Genomic DNA, 24347 nt, shown 5'->3' on the forward strand with positions numbered 1-24347 from the left:
TCTGGGTCAATCTATCCGAGAAAACCTCAAGAAACCCCTTTCCAAGGGTCAGAGTTCGCTCGGACGATCGGGGGATACGCAGCACTGTCGGCCGCGCTGTACCCGCACTGTGGAGGGCTTTGCGGGCCCTGTGGTGCGGGTGTTTTCAACGGCGTGACAAGTGCCGGGCAGATGGTATCGGTATCCAAGCCGAGACGTGAATATGAGTTTTACTTCGGATTCGTTACGTCTTGGGTGCAGTGGTATCCACGGAAAGTGTTATTCCCATTACGGAATGGAGTATCCATACCGTGGGTGAGTGATCCACCACAAAAAAATAGGCCTCTCCGTCCCTTTCGATACGGAGAGGCCTGAATGACTCAAATCCTGGCGAGTGCCTTCCGGAGCGGATCCAGGCCGAGCGCGCCGAGGTTGAGGGCGTCCCGGTGGAACGTCTTGAGGTCGAAGTCACTTCCCTTGCGCTGGCGGGCCTCATCCCTTGCCTGCAACCAGATCCGCTCGCCGACCTTGTACGACGGAGCCTGCCCCGGCCACCCCAGATAGCGCTTCCACTCGAACCGGAGCACCTCCTCGGCCACCCGGGTGTGCTGCCGCAGGAACTCCCAGCCCAGCTCGGGTGTCCAACGCTCGCCCGGGTGGAAGCCGAACGGGTTGTCCCGCGGGATTTCCAGCTCGAGGTGCATGCCGATGTCGACGATCACCCGGGACGCCCGGAGCGCCTGTGCGTCCAGCATGCCGAGCCGGTCACCCGGATCGGTCAGGTAACCCAGGTCGTCCATCAGGCGCTCGGCGTACAGCGCCCAGCCCTCGCCGTGCCCGGAGCACCAGGCCAGTAGCCGCTGCCAGCGGTTCAGCGTGCCGGCCCGGAGCAGCGCCTGGCTGACCTGCAGGTGATGGCCGGGCACTCCCTCGTGGAAGACCGTGGTCACCTCGCGCCAGGTGGAGAACGTGGTCTGCCCCTCCGGCACCGCCCACCACATCCGTCCCGGGCGGGAGAAGTCCTCGCTCGGACCGGTGTAGTAGATGCCGCCGTCGCTGGTCGGGGTGAGGCAGCACTCGAGCTTGAGCGCCGGCGCCTCGATGTCGAAGTGGACGCCGTTCAGCTCGCTGATCGCCCGGTCGGAGAGCGCCTGCATCCAGTCCCGGAAGCGCTCCTTGCCGGGGATGCTGCGGGCCGGGTCGGCGTCCAGCGCGGCCACCGCCTCGTCGACGGTGGTGCCCCGCCCGCCGATTGCCGCGGAGACCACCTGCATCTCCCGCTCCAGCCGGTGCAGCTCCTCGAAACCCCAGAGGTACGTCTCCTGCTGGTCGACCTTCGCGCCGAGGAAGTACTGGGAGGCCAGGGCGTACCGCTCCGGCCCGGCGGCCTCCTTCTCCCGGCCCCGGGGCGCCAGCTCGTCGCGCAGGAACCGGCCGAAGTCCGAGGTGGCGGCGGTCGCGGCGGCGGCGCCCCGGTTCAGCTCGGTGGCGAGCGCGCCGGAGGCCTCGAGCCGGCCGGCCAGACCGGTGAAGAAGCTGTCCCGCTTGGTGTCGGTCCACGCGTCGCACTGCTCGGCGACCGCCAGCAGCTGGGCGCGGGCGCTGACCACGCCCCGGTCGGCACCGTCCAGCAGGGTGCGGCGGTACTGCTCGAGCGCGACCGGGAACGCGTTCAGCCGGGCCGCGATGTTGGCCACCGCCTGCTCGCCCTCGGTCGGCATCCCGTCGAACGCCATCCGCAGCTCGTGCAGGGCACTGAAGATCACGTTGACGTCGGTGGCGGTGTAGCCGGCGTCGGCCCGGGCGATTTCCAGGCCCAGCCGCTCCATCATGGCGTCCTTGGCGACCTGCTCGTGTTCGTGCTCAGGCTCGAGGACGTCGAGCTCGTTGACGGTGCGGCGGGTCAGCTCCGCCCGGGCCGCGTAGCCGTCCGGTGAGAGGTCATCGGTCTTGTCGTCGTAACCCGAGATGCCGACGGCGGTGGCGCCGATCGGGGTCAGCTCGGCCCAGTCATCGACATAGCGGTTCGCGAGTTCGTCAATTTGTCCCACCGCCCGACCCTATGGGATGCCCGGCTCGGTGAGCTCGTCCATTTCAGCCGTGCGAGCCGGTCCACGCCAGCAAGCGATCGGCGGGCCAGGTGTTCACCACCCGGTCGGCGGACACCCCGCAGAGCGCCGCCCGCTCGCAGCCGTTGCCCAGCCAGTCCAGCTGCCCCGGTGCGTGCGCGTCGGTGTCGATGCTGAACCGGCAGCCGGCCTCGACCGCGACGGTCAGCATCCGCTTCGGCGGGTCCAGCCGGTCCGGCCGCGAATTGATCTCCACGGCCTTGTCCTGCTCGACGCACGCGGCCAGCACCTTCTCCAGGTCGAAGGTGCTCGGCGGGCGGGTCCTGGCGGTCCGGTGCGCGGCGTCGCCGGCGCCGGCCGCGGCCACCTTGCGGCCGGTCATGTGCCCGAGCACGTCCAGGTGCGGGTTGGCGATCGCGGCCAGCATCCGCCGGGTCATCCGGGCCGAGTCGTCGCGCAGCTTGCTGTGCACCGAGCCGACCACCACGTCCAGCCGGGCCAGCAGCTCGTCCTCCTGATCGAGCGAGCCGTCGTCGAGGATGTCGACCTCGATGCCGGTCAGGATCCGGAAACCGTCGGGCAGCTGCTCGTTCAGCTTCGCCACGTGGTCGAGCTGGCGCCGCAGCCGGTCGGCGGTCAGGCCGCGGGCCACGGTGAGCCGCGGCGAGTGGTCGGTGAGCACGAAGTACTCGTGCCCGAGCTCGGCCGCGGCCAGCGCCATCTCCTCGATCGGCGACCCGCCGTCCGACCAGTCCGAGTGCACGTGCAGGTCACCGCGCAGCGCCGCACGCAGCGCGGCCGCCTCGGCCGGCAGGTCGGTGCCCTCGGTGCTGAGCAGCCGTCGCAGGTAGACCGGCTCCTCGCCGGCCAGCGACTCGGTCACGCAGCGGGCGGTCACCTCGCCGACCCCGGCCAGCTTGGCCAGAGTGCCCGCCCCGGCACGCTCGGCGAGCTCGGCGTGCGGGACCTTGGCCACGGCCGCGGCCGCCGACCGGAACGCCTTCACCCGGTAGGTCGCCTCGTTCGCCCGCTCCAGCAGGAACGCGATGCGCCGCAGATCGGCGACCGGATCACGGGATGCCATACGACCAAGACTAAGCGTGAGGAGTCGCCGGAACGGGGTTGCCCGGCAAAGATTCACATCGGTATGTTCCCTGCGCTGCCGGGTGGGACCGGTGGCATTTCAGGGGAGAACAACGCGATGTCCACTGCGCTGCGCGCGGTTATCTCGGTCGTCATGCTGGCCGGTTTCTATCTACTCGGACTTGTTCAGCTGGCCCTGGTCGGCTGGTTGATCTATGAGATCTGGCAGCACCTGCACGGCGCGGGCGCGGCCAAGCTCAGCTATCTGCTGCTCGCCGCGGTCGGCGCGGTGCTGGCCGGACTGTGGCGGGCGATCCGGGCCAAGCCCGGTGACCCGCACGGCCTGATCGTCACCCCGGACCAGGCGCCACAGCTGTGGCAGCAGGTCCGTGAGCTGGCCGCCGAGGTGGGCACCCGGGCGCCGGACGAGATCCGCATCGTTCCCGAGGTGAACGCCGCGGTCAGCGAGGACACCAAGCTGCTCGGGCTGATCGGCGGGGTGCGCCGGCTCTACATCGGCATGCCGTTGCTGCAGACGTTCACCGTCGACCAGCTCCGCTCGGTGCTCGCGCATGAGCTCGGGCACTACTCCGGCTCGCACACCCGGCTCGCGGGAGTCGCCTACCGGGGTCGTCTGGCCATGCACGAGACCCTCGGCGGGGTCGGCAACTGGAACGTGTTCGGCTGGGTCTTCAAGGCGTACGGCTGGCTCTACCAGCTGGTCAGCAACGCGGTGGCGCGCCGGCAGGAGCTCGAGGCCGACCTGGCCTCGGTCCGGGTGGCCGGTGTCGACGCGGCGGTCTCCTCGATGCGGGAGCTGCCGGTGGTCGACGCGGCCTGGGACTTCTACTTCGGGCGGTACATCGCGTACGGCTGGGAGCTGGGCTACGCACCCGACGACGTGTTCGGCGGCTTCGCCAAGCTCTACCAGGCCCGCGCGGACGAGCTGGCCCGGATGCGCGAGGAGGAACCGGACGACGAGACGTCGCGCTGGGACACCCACCCGGCGATCTCCGAGCGGATCGCCGCGATGCGGGCCGCGCCGCGGACCGCGCACGCCGTCGACGGCCGGTCGGCGACCGCGCTGATGCCCACCGTGGAAGCGGCCGGGATGGCACTGCAGCGGGAGGTCGTCGACTTCGGCACCCGGACCGTGCTGCCGTGGGAGGACTTCACCGCCGCGTCGATGACCCTGGTGCTGCAGAACCGCGCCGACCGGGTGTTCCGCAGCGCGGCCCGGATCGCCGGTCTCCCGGTGGCCGGTCTGGCCGAGGTGTTCGGCCTGGTCGAGGCGGGTCGGCTCGGTGAGCTGGCGGCCGAGTTCTTCCCGCAGTCGACCCGCAAGGAGGCGGCCGCCGAGTTCGCCGACGTGATGGCGACGCTGCTCGGGCTGGCCGCGGTGCGCTCCGGCCAGGCCGGCTGGCAGCACTCCTGGTCGAAGCCGGCCGTGCTGGCCGACCGGAACGGCGAGCCTGTCGACTTCACCGAGATCGCCAAGCTGGCGGTCGCGCCGGAGACCGTCGGCGAGGCCCGGGCCCGGCTGGCCGAGCAGGGCGTGCAGGTGGAGGCGGTGCAGGTGGTGCAGACCCGGGCCACCGGACAGGGCGCCGACGTGCTCGGCGCGATGCCGAACGTCAAGATGGACGGCACCGAACACGCCGACCTGATCCTGCTCAGCAAGGGTTTTGTGGTGGTGCCGGCGCCGAAGTCGACCGACGACGGCGAGAAGCGGGTGGCCGCGCTGCTGAGCGGCACGTCACCGGCCGAGCTGACCGCCCGGTACCGCTTCATCGCGTTCGAGGACATCTCCACCGTGCGGATCGACCGGGAGGTGCCGGTGAACACGACCCTGCTGCTGCACGGCGGGCAGACCGTCGGCATCCAGGAGCGCTGGACGTCCGACAAGGTCGGCAAGAGCGACGACGTCTTCCGCGAGATCCTCACCAAGTTGCGCGATCGCGGGGATCAGTAACCTTTCAGGCATGCGGACGATCGACTGGGTGGACGGCGCTGTTGAGATCATCGATCAGACGGCGCTGCCCGGTGACCTGCGGGTGCTCCGGCTGCACACGGTCGGCGAGCTGATCGCGGCGATCCAGTCGCTGGCGGTACGCGGTGCCCCGGCCCTCGGTGTGGCCGGGGCGTTCGGCGTGGCTCTCGCGGCCCGGGTGCACGGGGACGACCCGGCGGCGCTGCACAACGCCGTACGAAAAATTGAAACCGCAAGGCCGACGGCGGTGAATCTGGCCCGCGGCGCGCAACGTGCCGCCCACCTGTTGTCCTCGGGCCCGGAGGCGGTGCTGGCCGAGGCCTGCGTGATCCGGGACGAGGAGATCGCGGCGTCGGCGGCGATGGCGTCGCGCGGCGCCGACCTGGTCCTGCAGCTGTGCGGGGAACGGCCGCGGCTGCTGACCCACTGCAACACCGGCGGGCTGGCCGCGGTGACCGTCGGCACCGCGCTCGGCGTGGTCGGCGAGCTGCACCGGCGCGGTGCCCTGGCCGGGGTGATCGCCAGCGAGACCCGGCCGCTGCTGCAGGGCGCGCGGCTGACCTCGTGGGAGCTCACTCGCGCAGGGATCGAGCATCGGGTCGCGGTGGACTCGGCCGGACCGTTCCTGATGGCCCGCGGCGAGGTGGACGCGGTGATCCTCGGCGCCGACCGGATCTGCGCCAACGGCGACGTGATCAACAAGATCGGTACCTTCTCGCACGCGCTCGGCGCCCACCGGGCCGGGATCCCGTTCCTGGTGGTGGCCCCGGAGTCGACTGTCGACACGGCTACACCGACCGGCGGGCACGTGGAGATCGAGGATCGCGGCGCGGCCGAGGTGACCGCGTGGAGCGACGCGGTCAACCCGGCCTTCGACGTGACCCCCTACGACCTGGTGACCGCGATCGTCACCGACCGCCGGGTGATCCGCGTCGATCGGGGCGAGCGGCCCTAGCCAGGCTTGACCCAGGGCTTGAGCCACGGGGTCTCCGGCCAGCCCTCGGCCGCGGCCATCAGCGGGAACGCGGTGCCGCCGTCCACGCTCTCCCGGATGATGTCGGCGTGCCCGGTGTGCCGCGCGGTCTCCTGGATCAGGTGCAGCAGGATCCAGCGCAGCGTGAAGTGATCGAGGTCGGGGCGATTCCACGGCACCGAGTGGTCGACCGGGATCGAGAAGTTCAGGTCACCGATCTCGGCGACGGTCTTCTCGGTCTCCTCGGCGATCCGGTCGTAGCGCGCGAACACCTCGTCGATCGTCTCGCCGTCGGCCAGGGCGAAATTCTGCTGGTACGCCGCGAAGTCCGCCTTCTGCTCCTCGCCGCGCACCGTGCCGAGCCAGTTCTCCTCGGTCGACGCGCAATGCTTGATCAGGCCGCCGACGCTGAGCGGGCTGGCGCTCGGAGCGGCCCGGAGCTGCTCCGGGGTGAGTCCGTACGCGGTCAGCTTGAGCACGTAGCGCATCTGGGTGAGGTAACCGAGCAGGCCCTCCTGCTCGTTGCTGATGGGTCCGACCTGACCGGGCATCTTCGGCTCCTGTGAGTCGCGGGTTTCGCTGTCAGGAACCACGCTAGGAGGAGTAGCGGTCAGATTCTGGCCGCATTGTCAGAATGTCGTCCGTGCCGATCCCGGTCACCCAGCCGCCGGCCCGGCCCAGCTCCAGCAGCGTCCGCACGGCCGGCCCGGTCAGCACCCCCGGCACCCCCGGCTTCGGCGGCCAGGCGCGCCGCAGCTCACCGGCGCGCTCCAGCGCGGGGATCAGCGCCCGCACCGGGTCCGGGCTCTCCAGATCCCGGAGCATCGCCTCGAGATCGCCGATCACCTGGCGCAGCTCGCGGGCCACCTCGGTCGCGTTGCCCCCGCACATCGCGGCGGTCAGCTCGGCGCGGGTGCCGGCCACCCGGGAGCCGTCCCGGAACGATCCGGCCGCCAGGGCCTCGTTCAGCGGGCTGCCCAGCTTGCCGGCCAGCGCGGCGGCCAGCAGGTGCGGGACGTGGCTGATCGACGCGACCGCGTTGTCGTGCTCGGCCGCGGTGATCGGCAGCACCCGGGCGCCCAGCCCGGTGTAGAGCCGGGCCAACGTCAGCCAGTCGGCCAGGTCGGTGCCGTGCGGCTCCACGCAGAGCACCCACACGCAGCCGGTGAACAGCTCCGAGTCGGCGGCGGCGAACCCGGACGCCTCGGTGCCGGCCATCGGATGGCCACCGACGAAGCGGCGCACCAGGTGTTCCTCGGCGAGCGCCCGGACCGGCGACTTCACCGACGTCACGTCGGTCACCAGACCGTCGTACCCGGCAAGGTCGGCGAGGACTTTCGGCAGGACCGGCAACGGTACGGCCAGTGCCGCCACGTCGGTCCCGTCCACGGCGGCCGGTGCGGAGCCGAGCACCCGGTAGCCGGCCGCCCGGGCCAGCTCCCGGGTCGCCGGGTCGGCGTCGTACCCGATCACCTCGTGGCCGTCCGCCGCGAGTGCCCGCAGCAGCGAGCCGCCGATGAGTCCGAGTCCGATGACCGCGATGCGCACGTACTGGTTATAGACGGCGGGGGGCCCGCGCGTCGGCGCGGGCCCCCCGGAAATCCGTCGAGTCGATCAGGCCTTGCAGTTGTTCTTCTTCTTCCACGCCTTCACGGCCGCGACCGGGCTCTTCTGGTTGCCCTTGCGCCACGACGCCAGGTACGAGTACGGCCACACCACGCCGCGCCGCACCTTCCAGTCGCCGACCTTCTTGCAGCCCGGCGAGATGCCGTAGTGCAGGTGGCAGACACCGCTCGCGTTGCCGGTGTGCCCCACCTTGCCGAGCAGCTGACCGGTCTTGACCCGGACGCCCTTCTTGATGCCCTTGGTCACCGACTTGAGGTGCGAGCCGTAGTAGCGGACACCGTCGTCACCGAGGATCGACACGAACAGGCCGCCGTTGTACGGCCCGTCCTTCATGCCCTTCTTGTAGCGGTCCTTGAGGCTGATCTCCAGGACCACGCCGTTGGTGGTGGCCACGAACTTGGAGCCGCAGGCCGCGAAGATGTCGGTGGCCTTGTAACCCGAGTGGGTCTTGTGCCACGAGACGGTCTTGGCGGCGACCGGGAAGGCGTACTTCTTGGCCTTCGCGGCGGCGGCCACGGCCACCTTGGTGGTGGTGAGCGTCGAAGTGGCGGCCGCCTTGACCGGCGCCGCGGTGTCGGCGGTTGAGACCGACCCGCCGACGGCGCTGCAGCCGGACAGGAACACGGCCGCGATCGTCAAACCTGAGAGGGTACGGAGTAAACGCACCGCGACATCCTGGCAGACGAGCCGGTTTCGCGCAGACCCGCGCCGATGTCCGGCCGGATACGCTGCAGGAGTCGTGGCGTGGTTGTGGTGGACCGAAAGGATCGAGATGGCCGACCGGCAGATCACCTGGCCCGCGCCCGCCCCCGCGTCGGTCCCCGAGCCCCCGCTGAATTTCCTCGCCGGGCTCCCGCCCCGCCCGGTCTACCGCGAGCCGCACCCGATCGGCGCCGCCCCGGTGCTCAGCGGCCTCGCCGCCGGCGCGGTGTGGCTGATCCTGTTCGGCAGCCTCGGCCGCGACCTGGTGTCGTATGCCTGGTGGACGATCGCCGCGGCGGTCTCCGCCTGGCTGGTCGCCCTGGTCCTGACCCTGATCGGGGACCGTGGCGTGGCGGCCGGGGTGGCCATCGTGAGCGGGATCGGCCTGTCCGTCGCCCTGGGCTTCGTGACCGCCCGATGGGTGGACACGTACGACTTCCCCCTGTGGTGACCAACGTCTTCCGGCCACGCTCCGGAAGGTGTTGATCGCCCTGCGCACGGGTGTGCCCGAAGTGCGGATCGACTCTTGACGAACGCCGGACGGCTCGGCACTCTCGGCACCATGGCCTCCTCACGGCAGTGGCTCGACGCCTCACTGCAGCGGCTCGACGCGTCACGGCAGCGGATCGAAGCCTCGGCGCAGCGGCTGGACGCGTCACGGCAACGGCTGGACGCTTCCCCGGAGCGGCTCGACGTGGACCGGTGCCGCCGGCGTCTGGAAATCCTGGCGGCGGTGGCTCGCGCCAAATCGGTGCGGGTGTCGGCGCCGCCACAGCGGGTGCGGGGCATGCGCCTGCGTGAGCTGATCGCCACCCGTCGTCGTACCGTTAACTGATCTCTCTCGGACACATGCAGTGATCTCGCTGTAGATAAGGGCGTGGCGCGCCGCACCTGCCGCCCCACCCGCTACCGTCAGGGCGCTGAGGATAAGAACCGCGTTGGGGGAATCGTGTCGATTTTCGCTGCCGCTGTCGCCCGCGGGAAGAATGGGTGGACTGCGTCGGAGCTGGACCTTTCTGGCCTGGCTGACATCGACGAGGTGGTGGATGCGCTCCGGGATGCCGAGCCGGATGCCGAGCTGGCGTTGTTGTTCGTCGAGAGCGATGACGAATACCTCTCGATCCTGCGTCTGGACGAGGGCGAGGACCTGCGGGTCTTCGGGTCCGACTCGGGTTTCGCCGAGGAGTCGCGGATCGGATCGGTGCTGCTCGGTGAGATCGAGGCGCCGGCCGTCGACACCGACGACCTCCTCGATCACGACGATGCCGATCAGGCCGACGACGACGACGAGGACGACCGCCCGGCGGCCGACCCGGACGCCGATCCGATCGGCGACGCCGAGCTGCTGAACGACCTCGGGGTGACCGCGCAACGCCTGCTGGCGCTGTGCGGGATGGAGGGCATGCTGCCGTCCGACATCACCGCCGAGATCTGTCAGAAGGTCGGGTGTGGGGACGAGATGGAGGAGCTGCGCGAGGCGTGATTCGTCGCGAGCGGCATGAGGGGTGGATGCGGCGGGCTCTGTCGGTCGCGTCCACCTCGCCGCAAGACGTCCCGGTTGGCGCGATCATTCTCGGACCGGACGGCACCGAGCTGGCCGCGGCCGGCAACGAGCGGGAGCTGACCGGCGATCCGACCGCGCACGCCGAGGTGCTGGCGCTGCGCCGGGCCGCCGCGTCGGTCGGCGAGTGGCGCCTGGAGGGCTGCACGCTGGTGGTCACGCTGGAGCCGTGCACGATGTGCGCCGGCGCGCTGGTGCTGGCCCGGATCTCGACACTGGTGTTCGGCGCGTGGGAGCCGAAGACCGGTGCGGTCGGTTCCCTCTGGGACGTCGTCCGCGACCGGCGGCTCAACCACCAACCCGAGGTCTACGCCGGGGTCCTGGAGGACGAGTGCGCCAGGTTGCTGCGGGGTTTCTTCCGCTAAACCCTATTTGGTACGAATGACGAGCGCTCGTCCGTAGGCTACGAGCCGAGTCCCGCCCGTGAGGCCGCCGCGAGGCCGCGCCCGGTTCCAGGCCCCGGCCGCGCTCCCACCCCTGTTGGGGTTGCGGACCGCGCCCAAACTCCCCACGCAAGCGGCTCAACGGCGTTGTGTGTGAAGTTGGGGTGCGGAGCGCGCCCAAACTCCCCACGCAAGCGGCTTAACAGCGTTGTGTGTGAAGTTGGGGTGCGGAGCGCGCCGAAAGTCCCCACGCAAGCGGCTCAACGGCGTTGCGTGGGGACTTTGGGCGGGGAGTGCGCCCGGGGCTTCGGCTCGGTGCGGTCAGGCGCCGGCGATGATCGTGTCGAGGCCGATCTTGACCATGTTGCTGAAGCCCTGCTCGCGCTGCGCGGACTCCATCGCCTCGCCACGCTTGATGTGATCGCTCACGGTCAGAATGGTGAGCGCCTTGGCGCCGTAGCGAGCCGCGATGGTGTAGATCGCGGCAGACTCCATCTCGACCGCCAGCACGCCGTAGAGGGCGAGCGCGTCGTACAGGTCGGGGCGGTCGGTGTAGAACGCGTCCGCGGCCAGGATCGGGCCGACCCGCATCGGGACGCCCTGGGCCTCGGCGATGTCCACCGCGGTGCGCAGCAGGCCGAAGTCGGCCACCGGGGCGTAGTCGATCAGGCCGTCGAACCGGGCCCGGTTCATGTTGGAATCGGTCGCCGAGCCGATCGCCGCGACCACGTCACCCAGGTTCAGGTCCATCGCGAGGGCGCCGCAGGAGCCGATCCGGATGACCGACTTCACGCCGTACTCGTTGATCAGCTCGTGGGTGTAGATGGAGGCCGACGGCATGCCCATGCCGGAGCCCTGTACCGAGACCCGCTGTCCCTGCCAGGTGCCGGTGAACCCGAGCATCCCGCGGACCTGGGTGTAGCAGACCGCGTCCTCCAGGAACGTCTCCGCGATCCACTTGGCCCGCATCGGGTCGCCGGGCAGCAGCACCCGCTCGGCGATCTCGCCCGGCTTGGCACCGATGTGCACGCTCATACGAGTTCTCCGTCTCATTCGATCTTGTCTGCGATCTTGCCAGGTCAGCGGCCCCGAGATCGGTTATGGGGCACCCGGCGACAAGCGCCCGGGGGCATCCGGTAACGTACTTCCCGGTGGTGTGTCCGAGCGGCCTAAGGAGCACGCCTCGAAAGCGTGTGAGGGTGCAAGCCCTCCAAGGGTTCAAATCCCTTCACCACCGCCAACAAGAGCCCGATCCGTCTGGATCGGGCTCTCTTGTTTTCTCTCGTCTCGTACGTCACTCTGTGTGCCTTGCGGGAGGGTCGACCGGGCGTACCGGCGGCACCTCGTCCGTTCGGACGTTCTCCATGATCAGCGGCACTCTTGTAACAGGCAGATGTCGTCGCACGTCAAAGCCTTGAGTTACGTTCCGTAGTGGATCGGGGACGGCCCAGCGACATAGGGTGTCGCGCAAGTCACGCAACCCAAATACACCGGATCAGACAATGTGGTTCCGACCGGACGACGAGAAACTTTCATAGAATCGCCCCACCTAGGTTCGTCGATGCCTGTCGTAGATTTGACACGTGAGAGTTGAGCATCACTGGTGGAATGGCGACGTCCGGCTTCAGCGCCGCGACGTCTACGTCCGCACCGACGGTGTCCTGTGGGAGGTCGAGGCCCAATTGGGCGGCCCCGAGGGGAAGTCGAAGGTGCAGCAGTGTCCCGGCCGGTCATCAGCGATGATTCTGGCCGACGCGTGGCGCGGTCCACGCTGGCGGTGGCGCGAGCTCTGAGCGCCAGGAGCCCGGGCTGTGCCGTTGTTGCTTGACTGTCTCGGCCAGCCTTCGATGAGGCCGGATCCCCCGATGGGGTCCGGCCTTTTTCGCTGGGTGCGGGGCCCGGTGGTCACGCCGGGATGCGACGCACCTTGAGTCCGATGTGCGCGGTTAGCGACGATCTAACCTGAATTTCCATCCCACCGGGCAGGAAGCGATCGTCATGCGGGCCATCATCACCGAACACCGACCCGATGTCGCCGTGCTGCATCTCAAGGGCGAACTGGACGCCGACTCGGCCCGGGAATTGCAGACCGTCCTGGCCGAGCTCCTCAAGAGACCGGTGCCCCGGATCGTCGTGGACCTGACCGCGCTGAAGTTCTGCGACTCGGTCGGTCTGAGCGCGTTCATCACCAGCAAGCAGGTGATCGCGGACCGGGGCGGCTGGCTCAGCTTCGCCGGGCCGCGGCCGTTCATGGCCCGGCTGCTGGAGACGGTCGGCCTGGGCCGCTATTTCGCCATCTTTCCGGAGATCGACGACGCGATAGCTGCCGGCCAGCTATAGGTCGGCACGGGAGCGTCGCCGCCTACCACCTGGGGTTTCCCGCATTTTGGGATATCTGCCTTAGTGAATATTCACCCTGACAAGATCTCCGTCGATGGCTCAAGCCGTCGATGCGATCCGGGGGGAATTCGTGAGGCGTTGGAGCGCCGCTGTGCTCAGCGGCCTGGTCATAGCAGTCGGGTTGCCGGCGGCGGCGTACGCGGAGGATCCGTCGCCGCCGGTCACACCCTTGTCATCCACGGTGGCGCCGGCACCGTCCACCGTGTCGCCCGCACCACCCACACCCACGCGGTCACCGGTCGCGCCGACCTCGCCGGAGCCGTCGGCGTCGCCGGTCTCGCCGTCGCCGACCCTCAGCCCGCCCGCCTGGCCGGGCACGACCACGGCCACCACCCCGCCGGCCACGCCGTCCCCGACCTCGTCGTCGCCCGCCTCGCCGTCGGCCCCGGTGGCCGAAGGCTGCGGCGGCACACTGGCCATGGGTGAACCGGAGACCTGCGACGCGTTGCGCGGTTCGGAGCACCACACCTGGACGATCACCACCACGCTGCCGAACGAGCGGATCCTCACCCAGTTCAACGCGGTCGGCGACTCCGCACAGGCGATCCTGCACACCCCGGACGGCTCCTGCTCACTCGGCCCGTACCCGGGTGAGTGCACCGTCGAGCAGCCCGGCACGTACCAGGTCGACGTCTACCTCTACTACCGCGAGGGCGAGGCGTCGTACGGAATCGGGGTGGAATCCCGCGACGCGCCCTCCTCCTGCACCACCCTCGATCCGGCCACCTTCACCGTGCACGGCGCCGCGCTGTCCCGGTCGGCGGCCCGCGGCTCGGCCGGTGACTGCTACCGCTTCGAGGGCCAGGCCGGCATGCGGCTGACTGTGGAGACCAGCGGCACCACCACGGCACCGGGCTACTCCGCCGACATCCGGGGCACGCTCTGGGACCCCTCCGGCGAGCAGGTCTGCCCGATCCAGTTCGGTGGCGGCGACTGCACGCTGACCGCGAACGGCACCCACTCGTTCTTCCTGACCGACGACTACGGCAGCGCGGTGGACTACACGCTGCGCCTGATCCGTACCGACCAGCCGATCGGCTGTGGCGCGCTCGTTGAGGGTGCGTTCGGCCCGCTGAGCGCCGGCCAGGTGGTCGCCGGTGAACTCGGCACCGCCGAGTTCACCTGCTACTCGGTGCACCTGACGGCCGGCACCAAGTCAGTGCGTACCGTCGACGGCGGCCAGATCGACTGGGAGCTCAGCAACGCCGCGGGGCGGATCTGCGCCGAGTACGACCATGTGGCCTGTGAGGTGCCCGCGACCGGGGACTACACCCTGTGGCTGCGGCACCCGGACTGGACCGGGAACCCGACGAGCTTCCGGGCGTCGATCGTCGACGTGGCCGGGGACGAGGGTTGCGCGCCGGTCGTCGGCACCGGGTGGGACCAGCCGGTCGTCACGTTCACCCCGACGAGCCCGGTGGAGGTGTTCTGCCAGCCGTTCGCGGCGCAGCCCGGCGAGCGGGTGATCGTTTACGCGTCCGGCGGCGGGGTCACCCGGATCACCGACAGCAGCGGCACCTCGATCTGCTCCGAGTACGAGTCGGACCAGGACGGGTGCGTGCTGCCCGGCTCCGGGCCGTACCGGGTGATCACCGAGGCGGACGACACCGACCCGGTGACCCTGCAGATCCGGTCGCTCTCCGCGGCGACCGGCTGCCCGGAGATCACCCCCGGCGCGTACGGAACGGGACCGGCCGGCGCGCTCGGCGGGATCCGGTGCCGGACCCTGGACGTGCCCGCGGCGGGCCGGTACCTGGTCCGCGTGGTGGACGACGAGAACTACGAGACCTGGTCGCAGGTCTACACGCCGGACGGCAAGCGGCTCTGCCAGGCCGGTTACCTCTGCCCGTTCCCGGCCGCCGGGAAGTACACGCTGGTCGTCGGCGGTGGCAACAGCGGGGTGCGGGACGGCTCCTACGCGACCGTCTTCACCGCGCCGAACGGCCCGGGCTGTGTTCCGGTCACCGAGCAGGGCCTGGCCACCGGCGCGATCCGCGGCTCGTTCGGCACTGCCGGCGAGACCGACTGCCTCCGGCTGTCCAGCCCGGCCGGCGCGAAGATCAGCGTGCTGACCCCGTCGCGGGCGACCGGAGCGGCACGGCCGGACTGGACCCTGATCAACGCGGCCGGTGACGACCTCTGTTCGACGAACAACTGCGTGCTGACCGGGGCGGCGCCGTACCGGCTCCTGCTCAACGCGCCGGAGGACTCGGCGCCCGGCGACTACGCGGTCGTGGTGCAGCGGCTCGACCAGATCACCGGCTGCGGCACACTGCCGGCCGGCCTGATCGGAAAACCGGCCGGGCTGACCACGACGTTCTCCAGCACGAAGTTCGCCACCTGCTGGACCATCCCGGGGACGCAGCACACTGCCTCGGAGATCGTGTCGTTCGCGTCGGTGAGCGGTACCGGCTACGCCGTGCTGACCGTCAAGGACAGTGTCACCGGCGCGGAGGTGTGCGGGTCGTACAGCACCTCCGCGATCGTCCTGCGGTGCAAGTTCCAGACCGGCAAGGCGTACGTCGCGGTGCTGACCGCGGCCGCCGAGAACGCCCAGTACCGGGTCGCCCGCCGGGACGCCACCGGCACGAACTGCCAGACGCCGGCCAACACCGTGCTCGGCGGGAGCGCCGCGACCGGCACCCTGACCGCGCTGGACGACGTCCGGTGTTATCGGGTCACCGCCGCGGCGAGCGGCAACTACTGGCTCGGCGTCCGCAGCACCGACTACGACGCGAGGTACTGGATCACCGACGCCGCGGGCACCGACCGGTGCGCCGGATACGTGGTGCCGTGCCGGGTCAGCGGGGCGACGTCGTACCTGCTGTTCGTCCGGTCGGCCACCGCGGGCGCGGTGCCCTACGCCGTGGACACCTGGAACCTCGGCACCGCGGACAAGCCGGCGGCGCAGTGCCCGGCGGTCACCGGGGTGCCCGGGTTCACCCGTGCCGGCACCCTGGACGCCGCGCACACCGCGATCTGCGTGGCCGTGCCGGTGATCAACGGGCGGAGCGACTTCCGCGCGGTGATCACCAACCCGGCCGGGGGCGAGGCGCTGCCCGAGCCGTACTACTTCTCCACCCTCGGTACCGGGGCCGGGATCGTGCGCTGTTCGTGGGCCAGTGGGGGGCGTGGGTGTGGGGCGTATGTGTCGTACCCGGCGCCGAAGTCGTCCACAGCGCTGTTCGTGCTGGCGCCCGAGCAGGCGAGCGGGACGTTCCCGTACCGGGTGGGGACGATCTGCGACTCGGACCCCTGCAAGGTCACCTCGTCGACTCCGGCGAGCGCGTCGAACCTCGGGCCGGTCACGCTGACCCTGCGCGGCGAGGCCCTCGCGACCGGCGACCGGGTGCAGCTCAACCACGCCGGGTCGGCCTCGATCACGGCGGCGGTGCAGAGCGTCTCGGACGGCGTCCTGACCGCCACCGCGAACCTCACCGGGGTGGCACCGGGCGTCTGGGACATCGCGGTGTCCTCGGACACCGACTGGCGGCAGGGCACGCTGTACGGCGGCCTGACCGTGACCACCACCGCGCTGAAGCTGGTCAAGGCACCGGCGATCAGCGGGACGGTCCGGGTCGGCGCCACGGTCCGGGCCGTGGCCGGCAGCTGGACTCCGGCGGCGACCGGGTACGCGTACCAGTGGGCCGCGAACGGGGCGGCGATCAGGGGAGCGACCGGATCGTCGTACGTAATCCCTGGTTCTCTCCGCGGCAAACGGATCACCGTGACGGTTACCGCCAAGCGTGCCAACCGGCTGAATTCTCCGGCGGTGTCCGCCGGCGGCACGGTGGGCTGGGGCGTCGCGCCGAAGGCGACGACGTCGCCGAAGATCGCCGGGACGGTCAAGGCAGGCCGCAAGGTCAAGGTCGCGGTGGGCACCTGGTCGCCGAGAGCAGATTCCTATCGGTACGAATGGCGAGTCGACGGCAAACTGGTCGCCACCGGCTCGACCTTGACGCTCAAGAAGTCCTGGGGCGGCAAGAAGGTGACCGTGACGGTGATCGCCAAGCGGACCGGTTGCTACGACGGCCGGAGGACCAGCGGCAGCGTGAAGATCAAGCGCTGACCGGGTAGACGAAGAAGGCCGGACCCGCTTGGGTCCGGCCTTTCATCGGTGCGGAGGATACGAGATTCGAACTCGTGAGGGGTTTCCCCCAACACGCTTTCCAAGCGTGCGCCCTAGGCCACTAGGCGAATCCTCCGTGCGCCAGAATACGGCTCGGCGGGACACCCCGCGCATCGGGGGTCGGCGCAACGGACTTTACCCGGCCGGGTAGGCTCTCGATCAGCCCCTCGTGCGGCGTCATCCTGTGAACCTCCCCAGGGCCGGAAGGCAGCAAGGATAAGCGGGCTCTGACGGGTGCACGAGGGGTCCTTTCGTTGTCTCCTCCCCGCGACTTCCCCTGTTAGGGCATGTCGTTTGTTCTTGTCACACCCTCGACGGAGAATGGCGCGGTCGTCAGGAGGTGGCAGGAGTGGCTCTCGCCCTCTACCGGAAGTACCGGCCGCGCACGTTCGCGGAGGTCATCGGTCAGGAACACGTGACCGAGCCGCTGTCGCAGGCGTTGCGCAGCGGCCGGCTCAACCACGCCTATCTCTTCTCCGGGCCACGCGGCTGCGGCAAGACGTCCAGCGCGCGCATCCTGGCCCGCTCGCTCAACTGTGAGCAGGGCCCGACCCCGGACCCGTGCGGTGTCTGTGGCTCCTGCAAGTCCCTGGCCACCGACGGCGCCGGCTCGATCGACGTGATCGAGATCGACGCGGCCAGCCACGGCGGCGTCGACGACGCCCGTGAGCTGCGGGAGAAGGCGTTCTTCGCGCCCGCCAACAGCCGCTTCAAGATCTACGTGATCGACGAGGCGCACATGGTCTCGTCGGCCGGCTTCAACGCGCTGCTCAAGCTCGTCGAGGAGCCCCCGGAGTACGTGAAGTTCATCTTCGCGACCACCGAGCCCGACAAGGTGCTCGGCACGATCCGCTCGCGGACCCATCACTACCCGTTCCGGCTGATCCCGCCGGCGACGCTCCGGCCGTACCTGCAGAAGCTCACCGAGGCTGAAGGCGTGCACGTCGAGCCGGCGGTCTTCCCGCTCGTGGTGCGGGCCGGCGGTGGCAGCGCCCGGGACAGCCTCTCGGTCCTCGACCAGCTGATCGCCGGCGCCGGCGAGGGCGGCGTCAGCTACGCCCGCGCGGTCGCCCTGCTCGGCGTCACCGACGTGGCCCTGATCGACGAGATGTGTGACGCGCTGGCCGCCGGTGACGGCGCCGCCGCCTATACGACGATCGACCGGGTCGCCGAGGCCGGTCACGACGCCCGACGCTTCGCCTCCGACCTGCTCGAACGCCTCCGCGACCTGATCGTCCTGCAGCAGGTCCCGGACGCGGTGGCCAAGGGCCTGATCGACGGACCGGCCGACCAGCTCGAGGCGATGCACGCCCAGGCCGGCAAGCTGGGCCCGGCGACGCTCTCCCGCAGCGCCGACATCGTGCACAACGGCCTGGTGGAGATGCGCGGCACCACCGCACCCCGCCTGCTCCTCGAGCTGATCACCGCCCGGATGCTGCTCCCCGGCGCCGAGGACTCGACCGGCGCGCTGCTGCAGCGCCTGGAACGCCTGGAGCGAAGCGGCCCGCCGGTGGGGTCCACCGCGGCGGCCCCGGCTGCCGCGGCGTCTCCAGCGATCGCTGAGGCGGCTCCGGCGGTCACCGCGTCGGCACCGGGGGACGCCGACGGTGCGGCGGCCTCCGGGTCTGGTCTCGGCGGTCTCGCGGCGGCCCGTGCGGCCGCGGCGGCGGCCCGGCGGGCACCTGGCGGCGCAGCGCGACCGGTCTCGCCCGCGCCGGGCGGCTCGGCTCCCGCGCCCGCGCCGGTTTCGGCCTCCTCGATCGCGCCGGTGTCGGCGGCTCCCGCTGCGCCGGTCTCGCCTGCTGAGCCGGCGGTCTCGCCTGCTGAGCCGGCTGCGGCTGCTCCGTCCGGGCCGGTGGCCGGCTCGTCCGTGGCTGATGGTCCGTCGGCGCCGGTTGTTGCCGCGCCGACGGCTGCTTCCTCGCCTTCCGCCGCCCCCGCGCCTTCCAGTGCACCCGCGCCTTCTGCCGCGCCCGTGTCCTCTTCTGCGGCTGCGCCGGGTTCGGAGGACGCTTCCTCGGCTGCGTCTCCGGTGACCGGCTCCGGTCGGCAGTCCTCTGCGGCCGGCTCTGCCGGGCGGGGTGAGGCGGACTGGAACCACGTCGCCGACGGCGGCGACCAGGCTCCGCCGCCCGAGTACTACGACGATGAGCCGCCCTGGGACGAGGACCCGCCGGAGGACCTGGATCAGCCCGCCCCGCCTCGGCAGCAGACGGATGAGCGGCTGGAGAAGGTCCGCGGCGCCTGGCTGACTCTCGCCCGGCAGCAGCAGCGCGTCCAGGCGATGCTGGACGCCGGCATCGGCGTGCGCGAGGTGGCCGGCGACACCGTCGTCTTCGCCGCCCCGTCACAGGCCATCGCGGACCGCTTCCTGAAGTGGACGAACGCCATCGCCACCGAGCTCGGCCGGCTCCTGGGCGGCCGCTGGCAGATCCGCTGCGAGACGGGCGAGGCGACCCCTGCTGGCCCGCCTCGCAACGCCGCCCCCCGAGGCCCGTCCGGATCCCCCCGCGACCAGTCCACGGGCCGCGACCAGTCCGCCGGCCGCCGGATGGCCGGCCCGTCGGCGTCAGCGACCCCGTCCACGTCCGCCCCTGAACGAAACTCCGGCCGCACCGAGTCCCGCCCGTCTCGCCCGCAGCGCCCCGCCGCCCCCGACGCCGACGACGACTGGCCGCCATCCGCCACCAGTACCGCTGACACCCCCCTGCCCCCGGCACCTCCCACTCAGCCCGCGCCCGGCGGCCTCAGCGCCGCTCAGCCCGTGCCGGGTGGCCTCAGCGCCGCCCAGCCCGCCTGGTCCGCTCCCGGCGTGCCCAGCGGCCCGGCCGCTGTGCCCGGCCCGCCCGCACCCGGCATGCCCGGCGGGCCAGTCGCTGCGCCGTCCGGGACGGCCGTTCACGGCGTGTCGTCTTCCGGCGTGTCGGGTGGGCCGACTGCCAACGTGCCCGGCGCGTTCGGTCCGACCGCTGCCGTGCCTGGCGCGTTCGGTCCGGGTGCCGGCGGGTCCGCGGGCGCCGGGTCCGCTTCCAGCGTGGCGGCCGCTTCCTCCGCGGCAGGTGCGTCGAGCGACGACGACACCGGCTGGCCGGAGCCCGTTCGCCCGGGAACCGCGGCGCTCAAGCCCACCAAGCCAGCGGCCGCCGACGACTGGCCCGAAACGGTCAAGCCCGGCACCCGCGCTCCCGACGCGGCTGGCAGCCGCCCCACCGTGACCGGCGAAGCCGGCCTGTCCACTCCCGGACTTGGCGCCTCGTCCGCGTCACACCAGGCCCCGGCCCCGGCGTCGCCGTTCTCCGGCTCAGCTGTCGACGGCTCGGCCTTCGGCGGCACCGAGGCGTCGGCTGGCCCCTCGATGCCCACCGCGCCTTCGCTCGACCCGGCCGTGGCGGCCTTCGCTGAGGCTGGCCCGTTCGGAACGGCGTCACCCGTGCCCGGTTCAGGGGAAGGCTCCGCTTCACCCGGAGAGGCAGGTCCGGGAGGCTCAGCCGCAGACTCGGGTCGAGCAGCTGGCCCGGTCGGCTCTGGGGGTCTGGCTGGCTCTGGGGGCCCGGTCGGCTCTGTCGGCCCGGCTGGCTCTGGGAGCCCGGATGGTTTCGGTGGTTCGGCTGGAGGAGCAGGCTTTGGCGAGCCGGCCGGACCGGAAGGCTCGGGCGGGCCAGCGGGTCTGAGCGGAGCAGCGGGCTCAGGCGGGCCAGCGGGTCTGAGTGGAGCAGCGGGCTCGGGTGGGCCAGCAGGTCTGAGTGGAGCAGCGGGCTCGGGTGGCCCGGAAGGCTTGGGCGGGGCAGCCCTGGGCGGAGCAGGAAGCCTGGATGGAGCGGCTGGCTCGGGCGGACCAGGCGGAGCGGCCGGCTCGGCTGGTGCTGGTGCTGGTGACTCGGCGATGGCTTTGGCCCGTGCTGCCGCGGCCGCTGCTTCTGCCGCACAAGCTTCGCGGCCGGCTGCGGGTGCGCAGGCGGCCCCTGCGGCCCCGGCGCGTCCGGGGGCTCCGGTTCGTTCCGCTGCGATGGAGGCGGCTCGGGCGGCTGCGGCACGCGGTGGCAACACGGCGCCCGGTGGCGGCCTGGCTGCCGCCCGCGCGGCAGCTGCCCGCGGCAATGCGGCCCCGGGACACGCTGCCGCCGGTTCGGCGGCTCAGCCGGCCGGTTCCGCCTTCTCGGACGGCACCCCGATCGGCGAGGCGCCCTACGACCCCGAGTACGACGGCCCGCCCCCACCCGCCGAAGCCGGTTATGAGGGCTTCGACCCGGGCGACGAACCGTCGGACGAAGTGATCGACGAGAAGACGGCCCGCCAGAGCAGCGAGGAACAAGCTCTGCAGCTGCTCCGCAACGCCTTCGGCGCCGAGAAGATCGGCGAGATGTAACCCGCTACCCCACACGCCGCAGCCTCCACCCACCCCGGGCCCAGCACGACCCGGGGCTCCTGGGGCGTGCCCACTAGGAGCCCGCGGTCCGGGCTCGTGGGGCGGTGAGAGTCCGCGGTCCGGGCTCGTGGGGCGGTGAGAGTCCGCGGCCCGCGTTCGTGGGGCGGTGAGAGTCCGCGTCCGGCTGCCAGCGGGGCGTTAGCGGCACGCAATCACGTTGTGCGGCCTGCTACCGCCCACCCCGGGGCGGTAGCAGGCCGCGGTGCGGCATTGCGTGCACGCACCGCCCTTCCCCGGGGCAGCCGCCGCACTTTTATCAGCCATTGCGGGTATCAGCCATTGCGGGTCCGCCGCCGGCTGGCCGCATCGCTGACTTCTCACCCGCGCGCTCGGCGGGCTGGCCGGCTGGCGCTGGCAGCCCTCCTCGCGCCCCAGACGGCGCGATCTTGGAGAGCTCGGCCCGCATATCGACCACAAGTCACCAAGATCGCAGCGATGCCACAGCGAGGAAGAGGTTGGGGGAACGGGGACACCGGCCGACGGGGGTGAGGGTTGGGCGCGGCGTTGTGGTGGGCTGCCTGGGGAACGGATGGCTGGCGGCTACGCTGGCGGCGGTTGAATCGGGCGCCGTCGGGTCATTGATGGCGGTTGTCCGTGAGAGACAGTGACTAGTTGAGGAGCGGTGCCATGCGCCCCGGTGGACAGCCGAACATGCAGCAGATCATGAAGCAGGCGCAGAAGATGCAGCAGCAGGTCGCGAAGGCGCAGGCCGAACTGGCCGAGGCCGAGCTGACCGGTACCGCCGGCGGCGGGCTGGTGACCGTGACGGTGACCGGGCTGGGTGAGTTCAAGGCTGTGAAGATCGACCCGAAGGCGGTCGACGCCGATGACGTCGAGACGCTCGAGGACCTCATTCTCGCGGCGATCCACAATGCCGCCGAGGAGCAGCGTGAGCTGCAAGAGGCGAAGATGGGTCCGGCCACCGGCGGTCTCACCCTGCCGGGGTTCTGACCTGTGTACGAGGGTGCCATCCAGGACCTGATCGATGAGCTGGGCCGGCTGCCGGGCGTGGGCCCGAAGTCGGCTCAGCGCATCGCGTTCCACGTGCTGTCCGCGGATCCGGCGGACGTCAACCGGCTGGCCACCGCGTTGCGCAAGGTGAAGGAACTGGTCCGGTTCTGCACCACCTGCTTCAACGTGGCCGAGTCCGAGCAGTGCCGGTACTGCCGCGACCCACGTCGTACCAATGAAGTGCTCTGTGTGGTCGAGGAGCCGAAGGACATCGTCGCGATCGAGCGGACCGGCGAGTTCCGCGGCCGGTACCACGTTCTCGGCGGGGCGATCAATCCGCTGGAGGGTGTGGGGCCGGACAACCTGCGGATCCGGGAGCTGCTGATGCGGCTGGGCACCGGTGAGGTCCGTGAGCTGATCCTGGCCACCGACCCGAACACCGAGGGCGAGGCCACCGCCACCTACCTGGGGCTGATGATCAAGCCGATGGGTATTTCGGTGACCCGGCTGGCGAGCGGTTTGCCGGTCGGTGGTGACCTTGAGTATGCGGACGAAATTACGTTGGGTAGGGCGTTCGAAGGTCGCCGCGCGATCTGAATTTACATGCGGTAACGCCACCGTAACGTCATGCAACCTGTTTGGCCCGGATTGGCTACTTGCGAGCTCCTTAAGCGGTACCTTCCGTTTGTGCGGCGTCTAGGTCACGGTGACATCACGAGGGAGACACGGAAGCATCCGCGTGCGGTCGGTGAGCTTGACCCGGGCACCGCACTAGGTGAATGTTCCTCTCGACAGCGGCCACATCCGCTGTCGGGTGCCCTCGTGATCCCGGCCTCATCTCGGCTGGGCTGAATGAGGGCCGGCACTCGAGGCATGCGATAACCGATCGGTTTACCGCTCGCAACGTGGGCCATTGTCTCCGCGCCGTGGGATCTTCCGTGTACCACGCGCCGGTGACTGTGGACTCCCGCTGCGCGGTGGCCGGGAGAGGACCGGCGAAACAGATGTCGCTTGGCCCAGAAGCGTCGGTCACCGACGACAAGTCGGCACCGACGGCCGACGCGGCTGACGTGCGGGGTCCCGCTGAGAAAGTGATCGCGGGCCGGTCTCTGAAGCAGATCGCGTGGCGCCGGCTGAAGAAGGACAAGGTTGCGATCGGTGGCGGCGTCGTCGTCATCCTGCTGGTCCTGGTCGCCATTCTGGCGCCGGTCCTGGTCGCCCTTCTCGGTCATCCGCCGGACGAGTATCACCAGGACCAGATCGATGCGACCTTCGGTACGCCGAAGGGCTCCTTCGGTGGCATCAGCTCGGACTTCATCCTCGGTGTCGAGCCGACCTCCGGCCGGGACGTCTTCAGCCGGATCGTCTACGGCGCGCAGACCTCGCTGACGGTCGCGTTCCTCTCCGCGCTCGTCTCGACCATCCTCGGCGTGATCTTCGGCCTGTCCGCGGGTTTCCTGGGCGGCTGGGTCGACGCGGTGATCAGCCGGGTGATGGACTTCCTGCTGGCCTTCCCGCAGCTGCTGTTCTCGATCGCCCTGGTCTCGGTGGTGCCCTACGAGATGCTCGGCCTGAACGCCCGCTGGTCCCGCGTACTGGTGCTGGTCTGTGTGATCGGCTTCTTCGGCTGGCCGTACATCGGCCGGATCGTCCGCGGTCAGACCCTGTCCCTGCGGGAACGCGAGTTCGTCGAGGCGGCGCGCAGCATGGGCGCCCGGTCGCCTCGGATCCTGGTCCGGGAGCTGCTCCCGAACCTGGCGGCGCCGATCCTGGTCTACACCACTCTGATCATCCCGACGAACATCCTCACCGAGGCCGCGTTGAGCTTCCTCGGCGTCGGTATCCCACCGCCGAACCCGTCCTGGGGCGGCATGTTGTCGGACGCGGTCGCGACCTACTCGATCTCACCGATGTACATGATCATCCCGGGCGCGACGATCTTCATCACGGTGCTGGCCTTCAACCTCTTCGGTGACGGCCTGCGTGACGCGCTCGACCCGAAGGCCCGCTGACCCAGGGGCCAGGACGCGCTCGACCCGAAGGCCCGCTGATTCAGGGGCAGCTGGAACATCGCA

20 protein-coding genes, 2 tRNA genes and 1 other RNA gene are annotated in these 24347 nt (G+C 70.6%); 15 read left to right on the forward strand and 8 right to left on the reverse strand.

Annotated features, from left to right (window positions below; translation table 11 throughout):
* Positions 1-359: 359 nt before the first annotated feature.
* Together ADL15_RS16160 and ADL15_RS16165 are read right to left on the reverse strand one after the other, a co-directional pair.
* Complete coding sequence (locus ADL15_RS16160) at positions 360-2030, reverse strand: DUF885 domain-containing protein (RefSeq protein WP_067690813.1); 1671 nt, start codon at positions 2028-2030, stop codon at positions 360-362.
* A 43-nt stretch (positions 2031-2073) separates the two neighbouring features.
* A complete protein-coding gene (locus ADL15_RS16165; RefSeq protein WP_067690816.1) occupies positions 2074-3132 on the reverse strand; it encodes a PHP domain-containing protein in 1059 nt (352 codons plus the stop codon).
* A 117-nt stretch (positions 3133-3249) separates the two neighbouring features.
* Between ADL15_RS16165 and ADL15_RS16170 the strand changes: the two genes are divergently transcribed.
* Positions 3250-5103 carry a M48 family metallopeptidase gene (locus ADL15_RS16170; RefSeq protein ID WP_067690819.1) on the forward strand — a complete coding sequence of 618 codons (1854 nt, stop codon included), beginning with the start codon at positions 3250-3252 and terminating at the stop codon, positions 5101-5103.
* A gap of 10 nt (positions 5104-5113) precedes the next feature.
* Complete coding sequence (gene mtnA / locus ADL15_RS16175; RefSeq protein ID WP_067690822.1) at positions 5114-6076, forward strand: S-methyl-5-thioribose-1-phosphate isomerase; 963 nt, start codon at positions 5114-5116, stop codon at positions 6074-6076.
* Here mtnA and ADL15_RS16180 read toward each other — a convergent pair.
* The 3 genes from ADL15_RS16180 to ADL15_RS16190 all read right to left on the reverse strand — a co-directional run bounded on the left by ADL15_RS16180 (position 6073) and on the right by ADL15_RS16190 (position 8359).
* On the reverse strand, positions 6073-6645 hold the full coding sequence (locus ADL15_RS16180) for a DinB family protein (protein WP_067690824.1): 573 nt from the start codon (positions 6643-6645) through the stop codon (positions 6073-6075). The two genes, mtnA and ADL15_RS16180, sit on opposite strands and share 4 nt — an antisense overlap.
* Positions 6646-6688: 43 nt before the next feature.
* Complete coding sequence (locus tag ADL15_RS16185; RefSeq protein ID WP_067690827.1) at positions 6689-7642, reverse strand: prephenate dehydrogenase; 954 nt, start codon at positions 7640-7642, stop codon at positions 6689-6691.
* A 66-nt stretch (positions 7643-7708) separates the two neighbouring features.
* Positions 7709-8359, reverse strand: a complete 651-nt coding sequence (locus tag ADL15_RS16190) for a M23 family metallopeptidase (RefSeq protein WP_232344144.1) — start codon at positions 8357-8359, stop codon at positions 7709-7711.
* Between the two features lie 133 nt (positions 8360-8492).
* On the opposite strand from ADL15_RS16190, the gene ADL15_RS16195 reads away from it, so the two are divergent.
* From ADL15_RS16195 to ADL15_RS16210, 4 genes are all read left to right on the forward strand, one after another.
* Positions 8493-8873, forward strand: coding sequence for a hypothetical protein (locus tag ADL15_RS16195; protein ID WP_083971304.1), 381 nt, complete (start codon positions 8493-8495; stop codon positions 8871-8873).
* A 75-nt stretch (positions 8874-8948) separates the two neighbouring features.
* Positions 8949-9257, forward strand: coding sequence for a hypothetical protein (locus ADL15_RS16200; RefSeq protein WP_067690834.1), 309 nt, complete (start codon positions 8949-8951; stop codon positions 9255-9257).
* A 114-nt stretch (positions 9258-9371) separates the two neighbouring features.
* The gene (locus tag ADL15_RS16205) at positions 9372-9905 is read left to right on the forward strand and encodes a tRNA adenosine deaminase-associated protein (protein ID WP_067690837.1); all 534 of its coding nucleotides are present in this window, start codon (positions 9372-9374) and stop codon (positions 9903-9905) included.
* 26 nt (positions 9906-9931) lie between these two features.
* Entirely contained in the window at positions 9932-10348 is a 417-nt protein-coding gene (locus tag ADL15_RS16210) for a nucleoside deaminase (protein WP_067690841.1), read from the forward strand.
* A gap of 339 nt (positions 10349-10687) precedes the next feature.
* Here the strand turns inward: ADL15_RS16210 and deoD are convergent, their stop codons facing one another.
* Complete coding sequence (deoD, locus tag ADL15_RS16215; RefSeq protein ID WP_067690844.1) at positions 10688-11401, reverse strand: purine-nucleoside phosphorylase; 714 nt, start codon at positions 11399-11401, stop codon at positions 10688-10690.
* Positions 11402-11516: 115 nt separating this feature from the next.
* On the opposite strand from deoD, the gene ADL15_RS16220 reads away from it, so the two are divergent.
* The 3 genes from ADL15_RS16220 to ADL15_RS16230 all read left to right on the forward strand — a co-directional run bounded on the left by ADL15_RS16220 (position 11517) and on the right by ADL15_RS16230 (position 12706).
* A tRNA-Ser gene (locus ADL15_RS16220) sits at positions 11517-11606 on the forward strand.
* A 343-nt stretch (positions 11607-11949) separates the two neighbouring features.
* Positions 11950-12159: a hypothetical protein gene (locus ADL15_RS16225; protein WP_067690847.1), complete on the forward strand. Its 210-nt coding sequence runs from the start codon at positions 11950-11952 to the stop codon at positions 12157-12159.
* Positions 12160-12364: 205 nt separating this feature from the next.
* Positions 12365-12706, forward strand: a complete 342-nt coding sequence (locus tag ADL15_RS16230) for an STAS domain-containing protein (protein ID WP_067690851.1) — start codon at positions 12365-12367, stop codon at positions 12704-12706.
* A gap of 99 nt (positions 12707-12805) precedes the next feature.
* Here ADL15_RS16230 and ADL15_RS56440 read toward each other — a convergent pair whose 3' ends face one another.
* Positions 12806-13186 carry a hypothetical protein gene (locus tag ADL15_RS56440; protein ID WP_067690855.1) on the reverse strand — a complete coding sequence of 127 codons (381 nt, stop codon included), beginning with the start codon at positions 13184-13186 and terminating at the stop codon, positions 12806-12808.
* Here ADL15_RS56440 and ADL15_RS16240 point away from each other — a divergent pair.
* On the forward strand, positions 13185-16835 hold the full coding sequence (locus ADL15_RS16240; protein WP_067690858.1) for a hypothetical protein: 3651 nt from the start codon (positions 13185-13187) through the stop codon (positions 16833-16835). The two genes, ADL15_RS56440 and ADL15_RS16240, sit on opposite strands and share 2 nt — an antisense overlap.
* Positions 16836-16886: 51 nt before the next feature.
* Here the strand turns inward: ADL15_RS16240 and ADL15_RS16245 are convergent.
* Positions 16887-16971 (reverse strand) — tRNA-Ser (locus tag ADL15_RS16245).
* Between the two features lie 82 nt (positions 16972-17053).
* On the opposite strand from ADL15_RS16245, the gene ffs reads away from it, so the two are divergent.
* From ffs to ADL15_RS16270, 5 genes are all read left to right on the forward strand, one after another.
* Positions 17054-17149: signal recognition particle sRNA small type (ffs, locus tag ADL15_RS16250), an RNA gene on the forward strand.
* Positions 17150-17244: 95 nt separating this feature from the next.
* Positions 17245-21261 carry a DNA polymerase III subunit gamma and tau gene (locus ADL15_RS57375; RefSeq protein ID WP_067690860.1) on the forward strand — a complete coding sequence of 1339 codons (4017 nt, stop codon included), beginning with the start codon at positions 17245-17247 and terminating at the stop codon, positions 21259-21261.
* A gap of 687 nt (positions 21262-21948) precedes the next feature.
* Positions 21949-22272, forward strand: coding sequence for a YbaB/EbfC family nucleoid-associated protein (locus ADL15_RS16260; RefSeq protein WP_067690863.1), 324 nt, complete (start codon positions 21949-21951; stop codon positions 22270-22272).
* 3 nt (positions 22273-22275) lie between these two features.
* Positions 22276-22869, forward strand: a complete 594-nt coding sequence (recR, locus tag ADL15_RS16265; protein WP_067690866.1) for a recombination mediator RecR — start codon at positions 22276-22278, stop codon at positions 22867-22869.
* A 407-nt stretch (positions 22870-23276) separates the two neighbouring features.
* Positions 23277-24284 carry an ABC transporter permease gene (locus ADL15_RS16270; RefSeq protein ID WP_067690868.1) on the forward strand — a complete coding sequence of 336 codons (1008 nt, stop codon included), beginning with the start codon at positions 23277-23279 and terminating at the stop codon, positions 24282-24284.
* The last annotated feature ends 63 nt before the right edge of the window (positions 24285-24347 follow it).

It is taken from the genome of Actinoplanes awajinensis subsp. mycoplanecinus (genome assembly GCF_001509495.1).
In the GTDB taxonomy this organism is placed as follows: Bacteria; Actinomycetota; Actinomycetes; order Mycobacteriales; family Micromonosporaceae; genus Actinoplanes; species Actinoplanes palleronii.

Excerpts from the sequence above, each read along its gene's own strand:
- ADL15_RS16270 (WP_067690868.1), top strand. The coding sequence starts at position 23,277 with ATGTCGCTTGGCCCAGAAGCGTCGGTCACCGACGACAAGTCGGCACCG.
- ADL15_RS16170 (WP_067690819.1), top strand. The coding sequence starts at position 3,250 with ATGTCCACTGCGCTGCGCGCGGTTATCTCGGTCGTCATGCTGGCCGGT.
- deoD (WP_067690844.1), bottom strand. The coding sequence starts at position 11,401 with ATGAGCGTGCACATCGGTGCCAAGCCGGGCGAGATCGCCGAGCGGGTG.
- ADL15_RS16180 (WP_067690824.1), bottom strand. The coding sequence starts at position 6,645 with ATGCCCGGTCAGGTCGGACCCATCAGCAACGAGCAGGAGGGCCTGCTC.
- mtnA (WP_067690822.1), top strand. The coding sequence starts at position 5,114 with ATGCGGACGATCGACTGGGTGGACGGCGCTGTTGAGATCATCGATCAG.
- ADL15_RS16210 (WP_067690841.1), top strand. The coding sequence starts at position 9,932 with ATGCGGCGGGCTCTGTCGGTCGCGTCCACCTCGCCGCAAGACGTCCCG.
- ADL15_RS16230 (WP_067690851.1), top strand. The coding sequence starts at position 12,365 with ATGCGGGCCATCATCACCGAACACCGACCCGATGTCGCCGTGCTGCAT.
- ADL15_RS56440 (WP_067690855.1), bottom strand. The coding sequence starts at position 13,186 with ATGGCCAGTGTGCCGCCGCAGCCTTCGGCCACCGGGGCCGACGGCGAG.
- ADL15_RS16240 (WP_067690858.1), top strand. The coding sequence starts at position 13,185 with ATGGGTGAACCGGAGACCTGCGACGCGTTGCGCGGTTCGGAGCACCAC.
- ADL15_RS16195 (WP_083971304.1), top strand. The coding sequence starts at position 8,493 with ATGGCCGACCGGCAGATCACCTGGCCCGCGCCCGCCCCCGCGTCGGTC.
- ADL15_RS16165 (WP_067690816.1), bottom strand. The coding sequence starts at position 3,132 with ATGGCATCCCGTGATCCGGTCGCCGATCTGCGGCGCATCGCGTTCCTG.
- ADL15_RS16260 (WP_067690863.1), top strand. The coding sequence starts at position 21,949 with ATGCGCCCCGGTGGACAGCCGAACATGCAGCAGATCATGAAGCAGGCG.